General features: G+C 43.7%; 11 protein-coding genes. 1 reads left to right on the top strand and 10 read right to left on the bottom strand.

Going from position 1 to position 17271, the window contains the following annotated elements; translation table 11 throughout:
• Positions 1-99: 99 nt before the first annotated feature.
• Together P2W76_RS05305 and P2W76_RS05300 are read right to left on the bottom strand one after the other, a co-directional pair.
• Positions 100-585 carry a dihydrofolate reductase gene (locus P2W76_RS05305; protein WP_276346514.1) on the bottom strand — a complete coding sequence of 162 codons (486 nt, stop codon included), beginning with the start codon at positions 583-585 and terminating at the stop codon, positions 100-102.
• Complete coding sequence (locus P2W76_RS05300; RefSeq protein ID WP_276346513.1) at positions 582-1376, bottom strand: thymidylate synthase; 795 nt, start codon at positions 1374-1376, stop codon at positions 582-584. Before P2W76_RS05300 ends, P2W76_RS05305 begins: the two co-directional genes overlap by 4 nt.
• A gap of 290 nt (positions 1377-1666) precedes the next feature.
• On the opposite strand from P2W76_RS05300, the gene ispE reads away from it, so the two are divergent.
• Complete coding sequence (gene ispE / locus P2W76_RS05295) at positions 1667-2470, top strand: 4-(cytidine 5'-diphospho)-2-C-methyl-D-erythritol kinase (RefSeq protein WP_276346512.1); 804 nt, start codon at positions 1667-1669, stop codon at positions 2468-2470.
• Positions 2471-2552: 82 nt separating this feature from the next.
• On the opposite strand, the gene P2W76_RS05290 is transcribed toward ispE, so the two are convergent.
• The 8 genes from P2W76_RS05290 to tgt all read right to left on the bottom strand — a co-directional run bounded on the left by P2W76_RS05290 (position 2553) and on the right by tgt (position 17092).
• Entirely contained in the window at positions 2553-4643 is a 2091-nt protein-coding gene (locus P2W76_RS05290) for a prolyl oligopeptidase family serine peptidase (RefSeq protein WP_276346511.1), read from the bottom strand.
• 165 nt (positions 4644-4808) lie between these two features.
• On the bottom strand, positions 4809-6242 hold the full coding sequence (locus tag P2W76_RS05285; RefSeq protein ID WP_276346510.1) for a SusD/RagB family nutrient-binding outer membrane lipoprotein: 1434 nt from the start codon (positions 6240-6242) through the stop codon (positions 4809-4811).
• A gap of 13 nt (positions 6243-6255) precedes the next feature.
• On the bottom strand, positions 6256-9411 hold the full coding sequence (locus tag P2W76_RS05280; RefSeq protein ID WP_276346509.1) for a SusC/RagA family TonB-linked outer membrane protein: 3156 nt from the start codon (positions 9409-9411) through the stop codon (positions 6256-6258).
• A 585-nt stretch (positions 9412-9996) separates the two neighbouring features.
• The gene (locus P2W76_RS05275; RefSeq protein ID WP_276346508.1) at positions 9997-10218 is read right to left on the bottom strand and encodes a hypothetical protein; all 222 of its coding nucleotides are present in this window, start codon (positions 10216-10218) and stop codon (positions 9997-9999) included.
• A 185-nt stretch (positions 10219-10403) separates the two neighbouring features.
• Positions 10404-13217 (bottom strand): hypothetical protein, encoded by a 2814-nt coding sequence (locus P2W76_RS05270; protein WP_276346507.1) that lies wholly within the window; start codon positions 13215-13217, stop codon positions 10404-10406.
• 718 nt (positions 13218-13935) lie between these two features.
• A complete protein-coding gene (locus P2W76_RS05265; RefSeq protein WP_276346506.1) occupies positions 13936-14823 on the bottom strand; it encodes a DMT family transporter in 888 nt (295 codons plus the stop codon).
• 58 nt (positions 14824-14881) lie between these two features.
• Entirely contained in the window at positions 14882-15961 is a 1080-nt protein-coding gene (locus P2W76_RS05260; protein ID WP_276346505.1) for an LptF/LptG family permease, read from the bottom strand.
• The gene (gene tgt / locus P2W76_RS05255; protein WP_276346504.1) at positions 15962-17092 is read right to left on the bottom strand and encodes a tRNA guanosine(34) transglycosylase Tgt; all 1131 of its coding nucleotides are present in this window, start codon (positions 17090-17092) and stop codon (positions 15962-15964) included.
• Positions 17093-17271 lie beyond the last annotated feature (179 nt).

Here is a 17271-nt window from a genome sequence, read left to right as displayed (position 1 = left end):
TGTATACTATATTTATTTAAGCCTGTTTTGGTTAAGACGGCAAAGCTAATTAAATTTTTGTTTTTAAAAATTCTTTAAAGCAGAAATATCTGCATTGTTTCAGGCTTTACTGTATTTGATAAATGTGTAGGAGTATTTATTCTTTTCGTCCGGCTGGTGGCTGGAGCTTTCCACTTCCTTCCACGCCTTTTTATCTATTTTGGGAAAGAAGGTATCAGCATCGAACCGATGGTGTATTACGGTAAGGTAAATGACGTCAGCAAGACTGAGTGAATGTTCAAAGATCTGTGCACCGCCTATAATAAAAACCTCTTCTTCGCCCTCACAAAGCAGGAATGCTTCCTGGAGGGAGCTTACAGCATCGGCCCCTTCAGCTGTATACCCTTCCTGCCGGCTTATTACAATGTTTCGCCGGTTCGGGAGTGCTTTTCCAATCGATTCGAATGTTTTTCTACCCATAAGAATTGGGTGGCCGGTTGTCAGCGTTTTAAAGTGTTTCAGATCAGCCGGTAAGTGCCACGGCAGCTGATTATCCTTTCCAATGCCGTTGTTTTCGTCAACGGCTACTATCAGACTGATCGTCATACTGCAACAGCTCCTTTAATATGCGGATGAGGGTCGTAATTTTCAAGACTGAAGTCTTCGAATTTAAAGTCGAAAATATTTTTTACCTCAGGATTTAACTTCATTAGCGGCAGCGGACGCGGATCGCGGCTTAACTGCAGTTTGGTTTGGTCCAGATGGTTATTGTATAAATGTGCGTCACCAAGAGTATGAACGAAATCGCCGGCCTGAAGGCCGCATACCTGTGCAACCATCATCGTGAGCAGTGCATACGAAGCAATGTTGAATGGTACACCCAGAAAGATATCGGCGCTACGCTGATAAAGCTGGCAGCTCAATTTCCCGTCGGCCACGTAGAACTGAAAAAAGCTATGGCATGGAGGAAGCGCCATATTTTCAATTTCGGCTACATTCCATGCTGATACAATGATCCTCCGGGAATCGGGGTTGTTTTTGATCTGGCTGATAATTCCGCTGATCTGATCGATATGACCGCCATCAGGTGTTGGCCATGATCGCCATTGAGAGCCATATACCGGCCCTAATTCTCCGTTTTCGTCAGCCCATTCATCCCAAATGCTAACACCATTATCTTTTAAATACCTGATGTTGGTCTCACCCTTTAAGAACCAGATAAGCTCATGGATGATCGATCTCAAATGAACTTTTTTGGTAGTTACCATGGGGAAACCTTCTTGCAGGTCAAAACGCATCTGGTATCCGAAGATGCTGATAGTACCGGTACCGGTGCGGTCATGTTTTTGTGTGCCGTTTTCCAGCACGTGCCGCATTAAATCGAGGTATTGTTTCATATTCTGGTGGTATCGGTTGTTAGTACTACATAACGTCTTGCTACGTACCATCTGCATTTTAACCGCAGAGGTAGCAAAGTTTTTCGCAGAGGGTGCAAAGTAGCGTGACGAACATTTGCTAAAGCCTTCATTATGGGTTATGCAAGCTTTGCGCCCTTAGCGTGTACTTTGTGCTCTCTGCGTTTTAATTTAACGCTTGCAAAGCGCGAAGCGCTCTTCCCATTGCAAATAAAATAAATGTATTTTTGGCATCCTATTATTGTTCAAAACTATAGCCGGATGTGTACAATATGATCGTGTTCCCAAATGCTAAGATAAACATAGGCTTAAATATTGTCGGTAAAAGAGCGGATGGCTACCATGATCTGGAGACTATATTTTATCCAATTGGGATTAAAGATGCGCTAGAGGTTGTTGAAGCAAATGAATTGAGCTTTCAATCTACAGGGCTTGACATTCCCGGTGACCCTGATAGAAATATTTGCCTGAAAGCTTACAGAATGCTTTCGCTGGATTTCAAAATTCCTCCCGTTAAGATTCATTTGCATAAGAATATACCAATTGGAGCTGGAATAGGCGGCGGATCGGCCGATGGATCTTTTCTTATAAAGCTCCTGAATGAAAAGTTCAATCTTGGGTTGAGCGGGGAAAGAATGGAAACCTATGCTTCTGCACTGGGAGCCGACTGCGCTTTTTTTATTAAGAACCAGCCGGTTTTTGCATCCGGCAGGGGCGACAGATTCGAAGAAATTGAATTAGATCTCAGCAAGTATTTTATCGCACTGGTTATGCCCGATTTACATATCTCTACGTTTGAGGCGTTCGGCGGTGTAAGACCCCGAAAACCCGGGGTATCTCTGAAGGAACTAGTTAAAGAAAACCCCGTGCTTTGGAAAGATTCTGTTATCAATGATTTCGAGCAGGGTATCATTAGTCAGCATCCGGAAATCGGCTATCTAAAGCACTTGCTCTATGAGTCGGGAGCAATTTATGCTTCCATGAGTGGGAGTGGCTCGTCGGTATATGGGATATTTAAGGCTCCTTTAAAACTGCCGGAGCTTGAGATTGGGAATAGGGTTTTTTATGGAGTTTAATTAGTTGAAAGTTGAAAGTGGAAAGTTGAAAGCGTTATATCGAGGTTCGCCTCACTTTCCACTTTCAACTTTCCACTTTCAACTATTTCATAAGTTTCCTCTTCAAAAATTCCGCCGTAACTTCACTGACTTTCACTCCATTTGAGTATTTCATCCAGTGATGGGTGTCGTCGGGGATAGCCAGGTATTCAAACTCAAACTTTTTGTCTTCAAAACGCCTGGCCAGGTCCACACTCTGGCTAAAATTCACATTCCTGTCATCATCAGCATGAATGATAAGGGTCGGTGAGGTCCACGTATCCAGATAGGTTACCGGAGAAGATTTTTTAACTGCTTTCTCGTAGAGATCGGCATCCGGAGCCGGCTCCCGGGTCGTTTGAGGAGAGCTGGCAAAGCGGTTATTCACACCATGTATGTCAACCCCTGCAGCAAACAGCTTGGAATCCTTGCCGAGAGCCAGCGCTACGAGGTATCCTCCGTAAGAGCCACCATAGATGCCGATTCTACCTGCATCTATATCAGGCTGTTTAGCCAGCCATTCTCCGGCAGCTTTTATATCCTGGTATTCTGACGCCCCTTGCGAACCCGCATTTACGGCTCTTTGAAATTTATAACCGTATCCAATGCCTAAGCGGTAATTTACGGATAGCACCGTGAATCCTAGATTTACCAGGTATTGATTAAGGCCATAATCGATCGAATAATAATCCATAAAGTGCCATCCAAGAACCATTTGCCTTTGCGGGCCGCCATGGACATAGACTACGGCGGGGCGTTTTGCAGTCCCCGCATTTTTAGGCTCAAAGAGCTGTCCATAAACAATTTGTCCGTCCGGAGCCTTGAAAGTGACATGACGCGGAGTTACGAGCTGTGATTGCGGGAAGCTTTCGGGGATCAGTTTTTCACCGAGAAGTTTAACCGGTCCCCCGGTAAAATTTCTGACAGCAGGCAGCAGCGGTCGCTGAGCTGTTGCGCTAAGAAAAGCAATAGTAGAGTTATCTCCAGTGATTACCGGGTAAGCTTCAATTCCGCTGCCCGGAGTCAGGATCTCCATCTCTGCGCGGTCTACGGGTACGCGCGCGATATGCCTTCGGTCAATGTCGGAAGGGTCATTTCCCGTGTTGGCCGCAAATACCAGCCACTTTCTGTCCTTGCTTAGCCGTATCTGTTCGACCATGAATTTCCCGGGCGTCAGTAATAATTCCTTGCCACCTCCCGCGTCGACCGCGTAGAGATGAGGCCATCCATCCTGGTAAGAAACAAATACGATCTTATTTGATGCAGCCCAATGAAGATTTGTGCCGCCCTGAGTTTGGGGTAATGAACCTTCCAGGGTTTCTGGTGCTTTCCAGATAGGGTTGCCTTTACCACTTATAATATCAGCTGTCCAGATGGTCCATGGCTGGTGTCTTCTGGCAAATATCGAATCTGTTTTTCCGCCCCACCCGGGAGTTCTGACAAACGCGATGCTTTTGCCATCGGGCGACCAACGTGGGGAGCTGTCTCTGGAGAACGATGGCAGTATCCAGTTTATAGGAGTTTTCTCGTCCGAAAATATCCCGATAAAAGAGTGGTCGCCCCGCGATGAAACGAAAGCGATCTTCGATCCATCGGGCGAATAGCTGATTGAGCCTGTCGAGCCTTTTGCATAAAAAAGCGGCCTGGCAGCAGAAGACCCATTAATCGGTGTGCTCATAACCTGGCCGCCCCGGGCAAATATCACACGATCGCTCGATGGCGATATGACAGGATCATCTGCTTCGGCGAGGATATTAGTCTTGCCCCCTTCGAAAGGAACGCTCATTATTTGAACTTTCTGAGCTACCGGATCAAAAGCAGCATTCACAGGCATACTCGAATTGCTTCCCCCATGATCTCCGCCGCGTACATATACTACCCATTTGCCATCGGGGGAAATAGAAACGCTGGTAAGCTCCTGGCCATCATCTTTATCATAAGCCGTTATTTTTTTGGGTGTGAAGTCAGGGGCTTCAGCAACGTAGATATTTCTCTTCCCCTGTTCATTCAGGGCCCAGGCAATTTTAGAGCCTGAGGAACTGCTGGTGAGTTCAGAAGGGAAGGGGTAAGCTAATATCGACTCAATTGTAAAATTTTGTGAATAAGCACTCTGGCAAAAAATAATAGCTATAAATAAGAAGATCTGTTTTTTCATGTTGAAAGATAATTGTCTTGCCGGATCATTTTTGTAAAATTTCAGCAAGGTAGACAGGAGGATTTTGGTTCTGAAGCAGCCTGTCCACCTGTTAAAAAACCTCTATAAATAAAACTGGTTCCACTGCGGCAGTGGAACCAGTTCAAAAAACCTTTAAAAATCCAATCAGGGCTTATCCCACCAAAGCGGGGTGTCCAATGCTAATTCAGCCGGGACATTTGAGCCATTTTTTGATCTTTCAGTGTTTGGATAAGCTACTCTCCGTATGAATTTGGTTAGAACCGCATTCTCCGGAAGTTTAAAGTCCTTGTACTGATAATCGTTTCTGCGCAGATCATTCCAAGCTTCGGGGCTTAAATATGTAGCTACATATTTTTCTTTAAAGATAAGCGCTAAGGTTAAATTAGCAGCTCCTACTGCAACAGCAGGATTTGTCAGATAAGCTTTTTTGTCATCATCCGCAACTTGAAGTCTATCCATGTTCGTGGAGATGCCGGCAAGATAGGCAGTATATGCCCGGGTTCTGCCTGCTGCGCCTGACCTTAATGCTGCTTCAGCTTCGATAAACCTGATCTCTGAATTTGTAACAATATACAAAGGAGCAGTCCGGCTGGTAACCGGCGAGTTTACACTGATATAGTTTTCATCGCGGATCGTGTTCGCAGCTCCGGTATTACCTCTTCCGTTACGTGTGCCCACATAAGTGCCGGTAACTGTTTTATCGGTGATCTTAGCGATCCGGGGGTCTAAAATGCCATAAGTAACGCCATTCAAATGGTTGATAAAGTTTTCTCCAAGCCATCCGCCAAGCAAATTGCCTGCATTGTTTACCGCAATTTGAGCCCAGGGATTTATTCCTGTGAAAACGCCCATGGTAGCATCGTCAGTATTGACCGTATATGATTTGTCTATAGCAGACAGAACCGCGGCGGCGCTGTAAGTAGTTTTCTTCGAAACTTTATTCAGGAATCTCGCCTGGATCGCATAAGCGGTTTTTACCCATGCTGTCCGGTTTCCTCCGTGAATCACATCCGACTTAGCATCAAGCTTTATCGGCGCGGTCGTTTTGGAAAGATTAACAATACTTTCGTTTATGAGAGCCAAAGATGCAGCGTACAGAGATTCTTCAGAATCATACTTTGGTGTAAGATTACCACCAACACCGAATGCATCTGTGTATGGTGCACTTCCCCATGTGTCTGCGACAAGCCCCAGGGTATAACCCAGCAGCAGCTGACCGACGCCCTGATGCTCGGTAGCGCCAGCAGTCTTTGCCAGTTCTATCATATCATATAGATCGGCCATTGCATAGTATGCCGCTTCCCACTGTGATGAGTTGTCCGTTATCTGATAAGTATCTCCAGCAGATCCGCTTGTAGGGCTGGCCTGATACTGTGAATAATACGTATTGAAACTCGCAATACGTTGAGTATTGAGCCCTGCTTTATGTGTTGCTGTGGATAGCATGGCATTAATAGAGGGTTTTGACACCAGGTTCGGGTTTTCCGTCTGGTTGAAATAATCGTCATCACAACCGGGAGATATTACCGCAAAACCTGCTAATAAAGCAATTGCAGCTATTCTTCTATATTTTTTCATATTCGTTAATTTCTTAAAATCCTACATTTAGTGAGAACAGGAAGCTTCTTACAGCTGGATATGTCATACCGGCAAATCCCTCGACGTTTGAACCACTGTTTGTTGTTGTACTTTCAGGATCAAATCCATCGTATTTTGTCCAAAGGATCAGGTTGTTTCCTGTAACGGATACATCCACGTTTTTAACAAAGCTTCTTTGTGTCCATTTAGCCGGCAGAGTAACACCTAAGGATACGGAACGTAGTCTGACCCATGAAGCATCCTGAACGAACGTTTCGGATACACCTCTGTGGTAATAGCGATAGTAGCCATCTCCATAATTAAAATTTGTTTTTGGATCGATACCTTGTCCTAACCATACTTCTTTAGTATTCGGGCTTCCATCGGCGAGCACACCTTCAAAAGTACGGTAGTCCATCCTGTTTTCGGTGTATTTTGCCATACCAAATGCGGAGTAATAGTTTGCTAATTGATTGTAACGTTCTTGTCCGATACGGGCATCAAACAGCACATTTAACGAAAGTGCTTTGTATCTGAAATTATTGTTCCAACCACCGATCCAGTCAGGCTGAACATTGCCTAGCTTTTTCTGGTCTGCAGCAGCGCCAATAATAGGGAAGCCATTCGCTCCGATAAGCAAAGGTCTGGAAGGGTCACTGGCTTCGGTTGATTTGTCTAAGCCGGCAGCGATTTCTGCTGGAGTGAAATACCGCTTAAACTCGGTTCCGTACAACGTTCCATAGGCTTCTCCGGGAATGAGTTTCATCGTAACCCGGGCGTTAAGATAACCGTGCTCGTTTGCCGCAGAGATCTCAGTCAGATCTTTTCTTAACGAAACTATCTTATTGCGGTTAGCGGAGTAATTCAGTGTGGTTTCCCATGAAAAATTATCTCTCTTAATCGGGGTGCCGGTAAGTGTGAGCTCTATACCCTGGTTCCGCATGCTTCCTGCGTTCACAGCAGCCGTAACGAAACCAGTAGTAGAAGAAATAGGCACATTAATGATCTGGTCCTGGCTTAATGAGTGATAATAATTGGCGTCAAAACCGATTTTTCCATTCAGGAAGGTCATTGATAAACCGCCTTCATACGTATTAGTGAACTCTGGTTTAAGATTTGGATCTCCCAACAAGGAAGGTCTTGTAAATCCGGTATAACCTGTCGGTAATCCGGTATAATTTGCGAACCCACTGCTCGTTGCATACGCGCCGGCATCTTTACCGATCTGAGCATAGGAGAATTTAAGTTTAGCGTTGCTGATAGCAGCAGGCAGTTTAAGGTGATCCGACACGATGTAACTTAAGCTCGCTGAAGGATAGAAGAATGAATTGTTCGGCGCAACTAACGATGAGGTTTTATCATTTCTTCCTGTAAATGTCAGGTATAAATAATCCTTGTAGTTCAACGCAAGCTCTCCGAATATGCCCATCAGCCTGTATTTCTCCTGATAAGTGCCAGCAGATAGTATTTTGGCATTACCCAGGCTGTACCAGTCATAAACAGTCAGATCACCTCCTTCTGTAGCGCTTCTGTATATAGTTCTATCGTAGAGGTCATGTCCGGCTCGTAAGGTTGCGTTAAAGGATTTTGAGAAAGAATGTGATGCACTCGCGATCAACGTGCTGTTTAAGCTTCTGAAATTATTTCCATAAACGTTGACAAAACCACGTCCGTCAGCGGCGCTGATACCGTTATCTGAAACTAAACGCTCTCCTACCAGACCCTGAAAACCCGGGGCAGTACCCAAACGATTATCGCGATACGTATCAATTCCTGCACGGTAAGAGAAATCAAGCCAGTTTAATGGTTTGTAAGAAAAATTGGCGCTGCCTACCATCCTCAATACATCATCCTTAAAGCGATTTGTTTCTACTACATATCTGGGATTGTCTGTGCCGCCGTACGATCTCATCGTACCATTTTCTTCACGGAAATCATTCACATCATGACGCCCAGACCAGTAAATCAGCTGCTCAATATAACGTCCGGCATTGACCCGATATCCGCCCGAATTAGTTACATTTATAGATGCTCCGGCGTTGAATTTCTCACTTGGCTTGAAAGTGGTGTTCAGTCGGCCCTGGTAGTTGCTGAAGGTAGATGAAGGCAGTACACCATCATGCTTTAACTGAGAAACAGATGTCAGAAAGGTAATTTTTTCTGATCCTCCGGATACGGTTACTCCATTTCTGTATTGGTTGCCTGTAACGAAGGCTTCCCTCATGTGGTTGTGTAATTTTGCCGGATGTGTTGGGTCCAGTTTAATAGCCTCAGCTACGGTCGGTCCGAATGACGGCCAGAAATCATCCGGGTTGTAGATTCCTTTAAAGCCCTGTGAATAGGTGGTCTGTAATTCAGGCATTGTATTCACATCTTCAAATCCGTAAGTTCCCTGATAATTAACCTTTATCGTTCCTGCTTTTCCGGATTTAGTTGTAATTACAACAACGCCATTTGCGCCACGCAATCCATATAAAGCAGTGGCTGCACCGCCGCGAAGAATGTTCATAGACTCAATGTCGTCAGGATTTAAATCGACGGCACGGTTACTCATTCCTCTGCCCGAGGCACTGGCACCCTGAGTGGAGGTCGTGTTATCCATAAAAATTCCATCAATAACAAATAAAGGTTGGTTATCACGACCCGGGTCAATAGAGTTCACACCACGGATCTGGATCCTGGATCCTTGACCTGGCGCCCCTCCTGTACTGCTGATGGTTACACCAGCAACTTTGCCCTGCAGGGCATTCACAACATTGCTTTGCCTGTTTTTGGTAAGATCTTCAGCAGTGACGCTTTGGGCGGTATAACCTAAGGAGCGTTGGTCACGCTTGATTCCCATAGCGGTTACAACTACTTCATTTAGTTGCTGCATGTCGGGACTTAATGTTACACTAATCACACTTTGCGTCCCGATAGCGATTTCCCGCGTAACGAATCCAATGTAGCTGAACGTCAGCGTTCCACCTGACTGAGGCACCCGAATCGAGAAATTACCATTATTGTCTGATGAGGTAGCCGTACTTGTACCGTTTAGTTTTACAAGTACTCCTGGTAAACTGCCTGATGCGGCATCGGTTATTTTACCACTTACTTCTCTAACCTGCGCTTGTACAGCGGTGGTTATAAAAAGTAAAAGCGATAAAAAAAGAGTAGAGATTTTTTTCATATCAACATAATTAATTGTTAAGGATAAGGGAAGTTACAAATATGTTGCACAAAAAAAGAATTACAGATTTTTTTTTAATCGATTAATATACAAACGATTCAAAGGTTAGACTGTAAGGAAAATGTATTTTTTGCAGAAATTCGGCTGATTTTGGCCCTGTAACAAAGAAATTGAATGAAATTGGGAGGCGGAAAATTAAGCCAGCATAGTGCGTAATTATGCTGGTTTTTTATTTGGATGCAGGAATGCACTTGTTTTCAAGCAGCAAATTTGATTCATAATTAAAGATCGGCCGGATTGCACGAATTGATAAAAACAGATAACAGTATCAGGAATGAAAACATCCAAAACAGCTTCAATTTAAAATCAGATGATCTTTTAACTCTAGTATACGCCCGTTTCATAATTGGTTTATTTTAATAACGAGATATATACAATTTATGAACCAAGCATTTGGTGATAGGGTGAGAAACAATAATTGTGGAAAATCTGGCTTGATTCGGCAGAAAAAAATATATTTTCCTCTTCCGGGCGATGGAAATTGTCCAATTTACCATACACTCGCCCGGTTCAGGCAATCAGCTGCTAGCGGATATATTCCCTGTCTTCAGAGCTAAGTTCCTGGGTCGTTGAGGTGTTTGATGCCGGATATTTTTGCTCCTCCTCGACTGCCTGGTTTTTTTTCCTGGGTCTCCCAGCCAGGAAGCCGATGATAAGGCCCAGGCCAAACATTGAACCCAGAACGGCTAGCTTAGGCATCCGGGCATCACCAAAGATCCAGAAATCTATCTCGTCTGTATTATTCATCAGAATGATTGTTACTATTACCGAGACGACAATTATGAAAATAGTTTTAAAGCTCATGATACATAATTAGCATTTATGTTTGAAGGTAGGAAAATTATCATTGTATAGATGTACCCGGGCTTAAAGATGGTATAGAAAAAGAGTCGGCACCTGTTGCCGGCAAAAACTAAGACATCCCCGTTTATTCAAAAGCCATACGTAAATCCGAATTCCATAAGGGAACGGGTTGGTCGTGTCTCGTTGACAAAGATCAATTTTCCGCTTACTGCGAAATCAGGAAGGTAGAACCTTAAGAAGTTCATGTCAGCATTGATTTCTAATCCATAGGTACGTGGCTCAAATGAATTGCCTTTGCCGACATTTTCAAAATCGGCAAACAGGCCGGCTCTCAAACGCTTGATATAGGCAACTGGCCCAATCTCAGCATCTGGATAAAACAGGGGCAGCCGGTAATCAAAGAGGAGAGTGTTTCTGACATAGCCCGGTTTTAAACTATTGTAACCGCTAGCCCGCGGAATATCCACATTGAAATTGTAAATGCCATTGGATTTTTGATAGTTAAAACTTGTTTGCAATGAGTGATTGTTGACAATACCCGGGCTGAAAAATAATGTCTGGATGCGAAAATGGTTGCCCTTGAGACCAGGCTGGAAAGGAAGATGCTGATAGGAAAGTGTAATATTCTGACCCCACTTTGGTGCAAGGTCTCTGAGGCTCCTCTGAGTGTTGTGGCTAAAGTAATATTGGTAATTAATGGGAAAGGTGATTTTTTCCGCAAATCTGGCCGGCCGGTTAGTTACTTCGTACCTGGACGTAAAGCTGGTTAAGGCAGTAACTCCCATGGAATATGTTTTATTTAACCGGTTAGCAGTAAAAGGGAGCCTCACGCCAATTTCGGCAAAATTTTCCCGCCAGTTAACCGGTACCAGGGTGGTCGTGGAGCCGGTGGTCCGGGATGAGTAGGCTAGCCTGGCACGGTTAATATAACGCAGATCAAACAGGGGGTAAAACTGTTTATAGGTAAGTCCTGCTAAATATTCGCTCTTTTTTAGCCCGGAATTGAACTGATACCCCGTATAGAAATCCAGTGTATTTAGTTGATTGTTGGATTTCAGCTTAATTCCGAAATTCAGATCATTGCTGAATTCGTTTTCCTCTGCAATGGGAGAAAGGCTATGAAAATAAAACAAATTCTTAAATTGGCGATAGGGTCGTTCAGGGTAAAGATTCCCCGGGACAGAGTCAAAGGAAATTGGGCCAGCCTCTTGTTTAGCCAGCGGAGCTGCATAGTTAATAAAAGAATTAGAAACCTCTTTTAACGGCACAGCTGCGATCTGGTCAAGTTGGAGTGAGGCTATGTCATAGCCGGTATTCTGAAATATATTGAACGTCATCAAACCGCTTTCCTGGTTATATGACGGGTTGGAAGCGCCGTAAACTGCGTTTGTGAGCTGCCTTATTTCGGGAGTCTGGTTGGCTTGCTGACCAGGCAGGACTGAGTAGATATTGTTAATCCCGTTATATCCTGCGCGTACCAGCACTCTTTCCATGGCGTAAACCGGCCGCGATAGTTGCTGTCGCTGTGCTTGAAGGAGTACCCGGGACCGTCCATCAGCCCGGTAGAACTCCAACAACCCAGCGCCATCTTTATTAATTGCAACACAAACTATCCTTGTGCCGTCTGGGCTATAAGAGGGAGTCTGCAATATATACTTTCCCGGATTATCAAATACCCGAAGTGTTTTTCCGGTTTCTGCATCGATCTCTGTCAGCCGGATCTCATTGGACAGGTCTACAAGCACCGCCGCAATTGTTTTGGCATCTGGAGAGAGTGCAGGCGAGAACAGCCGGCTCCTTCTGGTTAATTGCTTGTAGCTCCCGCTATTTAGATCATAAATATTGATCACATTAAAAGATCTCTTATGGTACCTGGGGTCATAACGAAATTCGTCCCAAACAACTCTGCCAGCAGAATAATTTAAATTACTTTCCGTTTGATGGCCTATTTTAATGAGGTCGCTCTTTCTTCCAGCGTTGTTTATCCTGACAATAACAGGTGTCTTATCAAAGCTTTTCTCGAGAGCAATAAGCTCGCCGTGGCCTGTTTGCACAGGAAATAAAAAGTCTGCCGGTATATCATTTCTTCTTTGATGCAGCGCCGGATAATCAGTTTGAGCAGCCTGGGCTTTTTGAGTCTCCCATAACCTGCTTAATTCCGAGACAGTAGAGTCGTGAAGTATGCGGGTGTTCATTCCCGTAAACTTTTTAACAGACCGGCTAAAGTTGTAGGGCCTTAAGGGGTTCTTAGAAATACGCGTCATTATACTGTCTATGATACCCCGTCCATAGTCTCGTTTTAACTTACCCGTCATGAAATATCCAAGTTGATAATAACCCGGGGTGTAGGTTTTGAAAGATCCGAAATAGTTTTTTGAATAGGAGTAATAATTTTTACTTAGTGTATTTGTTCTGAAAATTAGCTCCCAGTCGGGGAGGCGTCCCCGGCCCGCATCTGTTAGCGCGGTTTCAATACCAACGGCATCGCCTTCGAAGAACCAGGGTGGGAGGGTAACACCAAATATGGCAAGGGCAAGTTCTTCGAAAAACGGCGCTTTCAGATTGCCACTCAACTTGTCAATTTGTACCACATGGCGAAGCTCGTGAACCGCCAAACTATTCAGCCAATCCTGCGTGTCGAAGTTCTGTGGCGGGGTAGCGAAGAACTCGGAACGCCGCGGCGCAAGCTGTACAAAACCATTCGATATCACAGCCTGATTTTGTAAGATAACCGTGATTTTTCTGGGCTTGCTGTCTAAGCTTTTCGACACCTTTTCGATGAGATATTCCATAGTGTTTGCCATCCGGTTGGCCTCGCGTTTCAATTCGGAGGGGTAGAGTATCTGGAAGTTTTGGGTGTTAATTTGCATCCATTTTATGCCCGGAGGGTTCTGTTCGCTGTCAAAAACCTGCGCGGTTAACAGGTATGAATTAAAACTCAATATAATTGATATAATTACACTGATATATAGTTTGATAAATGACAAATAACTCCTCATATAATAGCTATGCTAAAAAAAATAGTTTTTTGTTTTGATTTCGCGAAACTTCATCTATATTTTTACTATAATATAAATGATTTAAATAATTGATTTTTAACACTATGCATAAATTAAATCTGTGCTGATGTATAGCTTTGTAAACATGTTTTTAGAGCTTGAAATTCCCACTTCCTAATTACCCAGGATTTTTTTGATCAGAAATAATAAAATTTTAACGAGGTTATGTTGAACGACAAGCTACATGAAAAATACGAAATCTTTTGATGGTTAATTTAGCCTGGCCGAGTTATTTGCACCGGCTCTAATTATTCTTGAATTCGTAAGTATTGACCGGGCGATTTTGAGCAAGCCTGACCGGGCTGTTGCCTTCCTGAAACGATGGGTTGTTCTGGCAACGGCCGGCCGACAATGCTGCCGTTTAAAGGACTCCTCCGGGTAATAAAATAGCAGCTGATAAACGCCTCCTATCACTGGCGGAAAAAGATCCATACTTCCACAATTTTTTTTCTATAAAGTCAGAACCCGCAGCCTTGTCTCCCCTGTCTACCGGATGTTATTTTAGTAGTTAGGCCGGGGAGTGCTGCGCTTAAATCCGGCACTTTAAAAAAGGCACTTAGTGTAAAAAAGTTGTCCTTTGTCCGCGAGTGTTTGAGGGTAATCACTTTTTTGATCCGCGGTTCCTGATGACTGGATATATAAAGATTGCTGTAAGGATGACAATGGCCCCCAGGTAAAATCCTGGTGTCATCTGTTCACGTTTTCCAAAGAATATAAAGGCGAGAATGATGCCATAGACAGGCTCGAGATTTGTGATAAGTGCTACTCGAAAAGCAGATAATTCTTTCATCACAGCTACGCCGGCGACATAGGCAACCGAAGTACATACCGTCCCAAGCACGAATAAATATATCGCATCAGAAAAATTGAGCGTCATAGAGGCTGTAAAACCGTCCGAAATCAGTAGGTAGACAGAAATCCACACCCAAGCCCCAATGAGCTCATAGAAGCTTATAATAGGCGCAGCGCGATTTTGGATCTGCTTGGAATTTATAATGGAGAAGATACTGGCGCATAAGGCGCTAAGCAGGCCATAGATAATGCCTTCTGTATATCTCGATTCGAACTTGAAGATCATATAGATCCCGCATATAATTATAAGGCCCGTAATGATATCAAGCTTTGAAATTCTTTTACGTTTTAATAAGGGTTCAAGGATTGCAGTAAAGAGAGTCAGGGACGAAAGGCAGACGAGCGTTACCGAAACGGTAGATGATTTTATTGATTGGAAAAATAAGATCCAGTGAAGGGCGACAATAGCTCCGGTAAAGAACAGTTTGAGGAAAACCTCTGCAGAAACTTTTAACGATACATTGACAACCTTGAAATAGATCAGCAGGGTTATAAAAGCAATAAGTACGCGATACCAAACCAATTGAGTTGCAGGGACGGAAATTAAGGCGCCGAGTATCCCGGTAAAGCCCCAGACAAAGACTGTAAGGTGTAATATAATAAGGTTCCGCGTGCGGGTTTGAGTTTGATTCAGCATACTGCAGACAGGTAAGATTAAATTATCCCATTAAGAGGGAAGTATATTGTCAGATCGCCTATTTTGGGGCTTTCGCTAAAAGATAAACCCCAAGGATCCCAAAAATAATATTTGGTATAAACACTGCAATCAAGGGAGGAAGCCCGCCTTTCGAAGCAAACATGGTTGAGAATTGAATAAAAAGGATATACGCAAAGCTCAAAAATATCCCAATTCCGAGGGGCAGGCCTATCCCGCCGCGTACTTTTCTGGAAGAAAGCGAAACCCCCATTAACGTAAGTACATATGCCGACAGGGGATATACAAAACGCTTGTACTTTTCAAGTTGTAAGTCGACCATGACTCCTGTTCCCCTGGTTTCCTCTTTGTCTATACGATCGTTCAATTCACGCATATTCATAGCCTGGTAGATATTGTCATAGATCTCGAAATCTTTAGGACGCATGTCGAGGGTTGTATCCTTGCGAACTCCCGAGCTCATGGTTTCCTTTAAACCGTCTATTGTGCGAATGGAATAGTTTTCAATGGCCCATTTTGACTTAACAGAATCCCAGGAGATCTTGTCGGCGACCAGCTTTTCTTTCAGTTCGAAGCCGTCGAACTTCTCCAGGGTGAGTTTATACCCAATTTTCTGGGTATTGTCAAAGTTCTCGATATAGACATAAGTGTCCTTTTCGATTTGCATATGGGTGTATAATTTCGAATTATCGGACTTTGGATTTATATAAACATTCTCAAAATCGACCTTCAGTTCGTTTGTTTCAGGTATAATAAACAGGTTAAAAACTAACGTTACCAGAAAAATAACAGTCGAAGCGAGAAAATACGGCCATAGAAATCTTTTAAAACTTACTCCGCCACTTAGTATTGGGACGATCTCCGTCTGGTCAGCCATTTTCGCAGTGAAAAAAATTACCGCAATAAAGTTTATGAGGGGGGAGAGGAAGTTTAAATAGAACGGGATGAAACCGGCATAATAGCTGAAGATGATTTCCGAGACCGGCGCCTTATGCCTTAGGAAATCGTCTAATTTCTCAGAAACATCAAAAATGACGATGATGACCGTGAAAATAGCCAGGGTGAAAATAAACGTCCCCAGATACTTCTTGATAATATACCAGTCAATGATCTTGATCATCTATAGACGCTGAGCAACTTGTTGTACCATCTTATTCTTCCATTCACTGAATGTGCCTTCTATTATTCTGGCCCGGGCTTCCTTAACCAGCCATAGGTAAAAATGCAAATTATGTAATGTAGCGATCTGTGAACCTAAAATTTCATTGGAATGTGCCAGGTGACGAAGATAGGCTTTGCTGTAATTTTTGTCAGCAAAAAGGTCGCTGTCTTCTTCAATCGGTGAAAAATCATTCTTCCATCGTTCGTTCTTTATATTAATTATACCATTTTTTGTAAACAACATTCCATTACGGGCATTGCGCGTTGGCATTACACAATCAAACATATCGATTCCAAGAGCAATATTTTCGAGAATATTTACCGGCGTTCCAACTCCCATTAAATATCTCGGTTTATCTGAGGGTAAGATATCGCATACTATCTCAGTCATCTCATACATGTCTTCGGCGGGTTCGCCAACCGACAGGCCTCCAATAGCATTGCCTTCCCTTTCGCAGGAGGCTATCATTTCCGCAGACTGTTTTCTCAGGTCTTTATAAACGGAACCCTGCACTATAGGAAATAAAGTTTGGGTATATCCGTACTTTGGCTGGGTTTGGTCGAAGTGAGAACAGCACCTTTTTAACCACCTGTGCGTCATTTCCATTGATCTTCTGGCATAACCATACTCGCACGGATAAGGCGTGCACTCATCAAATGCCATGATTATGTCCGCACCGATAATCCGTTGTGTATCCATAACGGATTCGGGAGTGAACAGATGTTTGGAGCCATCTATATGAGAACGGAAGGTAACTCCCTCTTCTTTGATCTTGCGGACGCCAGATAATGAGTATACCTGATAGCCGCCACTGTCTGTTAATATGGGTTTGTCCCAGCCGTTGAATTTATGAAGTCCCCCGACAGATTCCAGCGTGTGAAGCCCTGGCCTAAGATAAAGGTGGTAAGTATTCCCCAGGATTATCTGGGCTTTTATATCGTCAGCCAATTCCCGCTGATGTACGGCCTTTACCGACCCTGCGGTACCAACAGGCATAAAGATCGGAGTTTGTATCACTCCATGATCGGTCATTATCTCGCCGGCACGCGCTTTCGTTTGTTTATCGGTAACCTCTAATTTAAATTTCATTCAACTGGGATAATTTGCAAAAATAGCAAATAGAAGCGAGTAACAGGATGGGGGAAACGGAAATAGGAAATAGGCAAGACTCGCTTCCCTCATCTCGCTTCCCACTACATTTTTATTTCGCAAACCATACCGATTGTTAGCTGAAAAATCAGAAATTTACCCATTAAATGATTTCTTAC

Origin of the sequence: Daejeonella sp. JGW-45, from assembly GCF_029360805.1 — a bacterium.
Lineage (GTDB): Bacteria > Bacteroidota > Bacteroidia > Sphingobacteriales > Sphingobacteriaceae > Daejeonella.
Note: the sequence above shows the minus strand (reverse complement) of the source record. Positions and strands in the feature narration are given on the sequence as shown.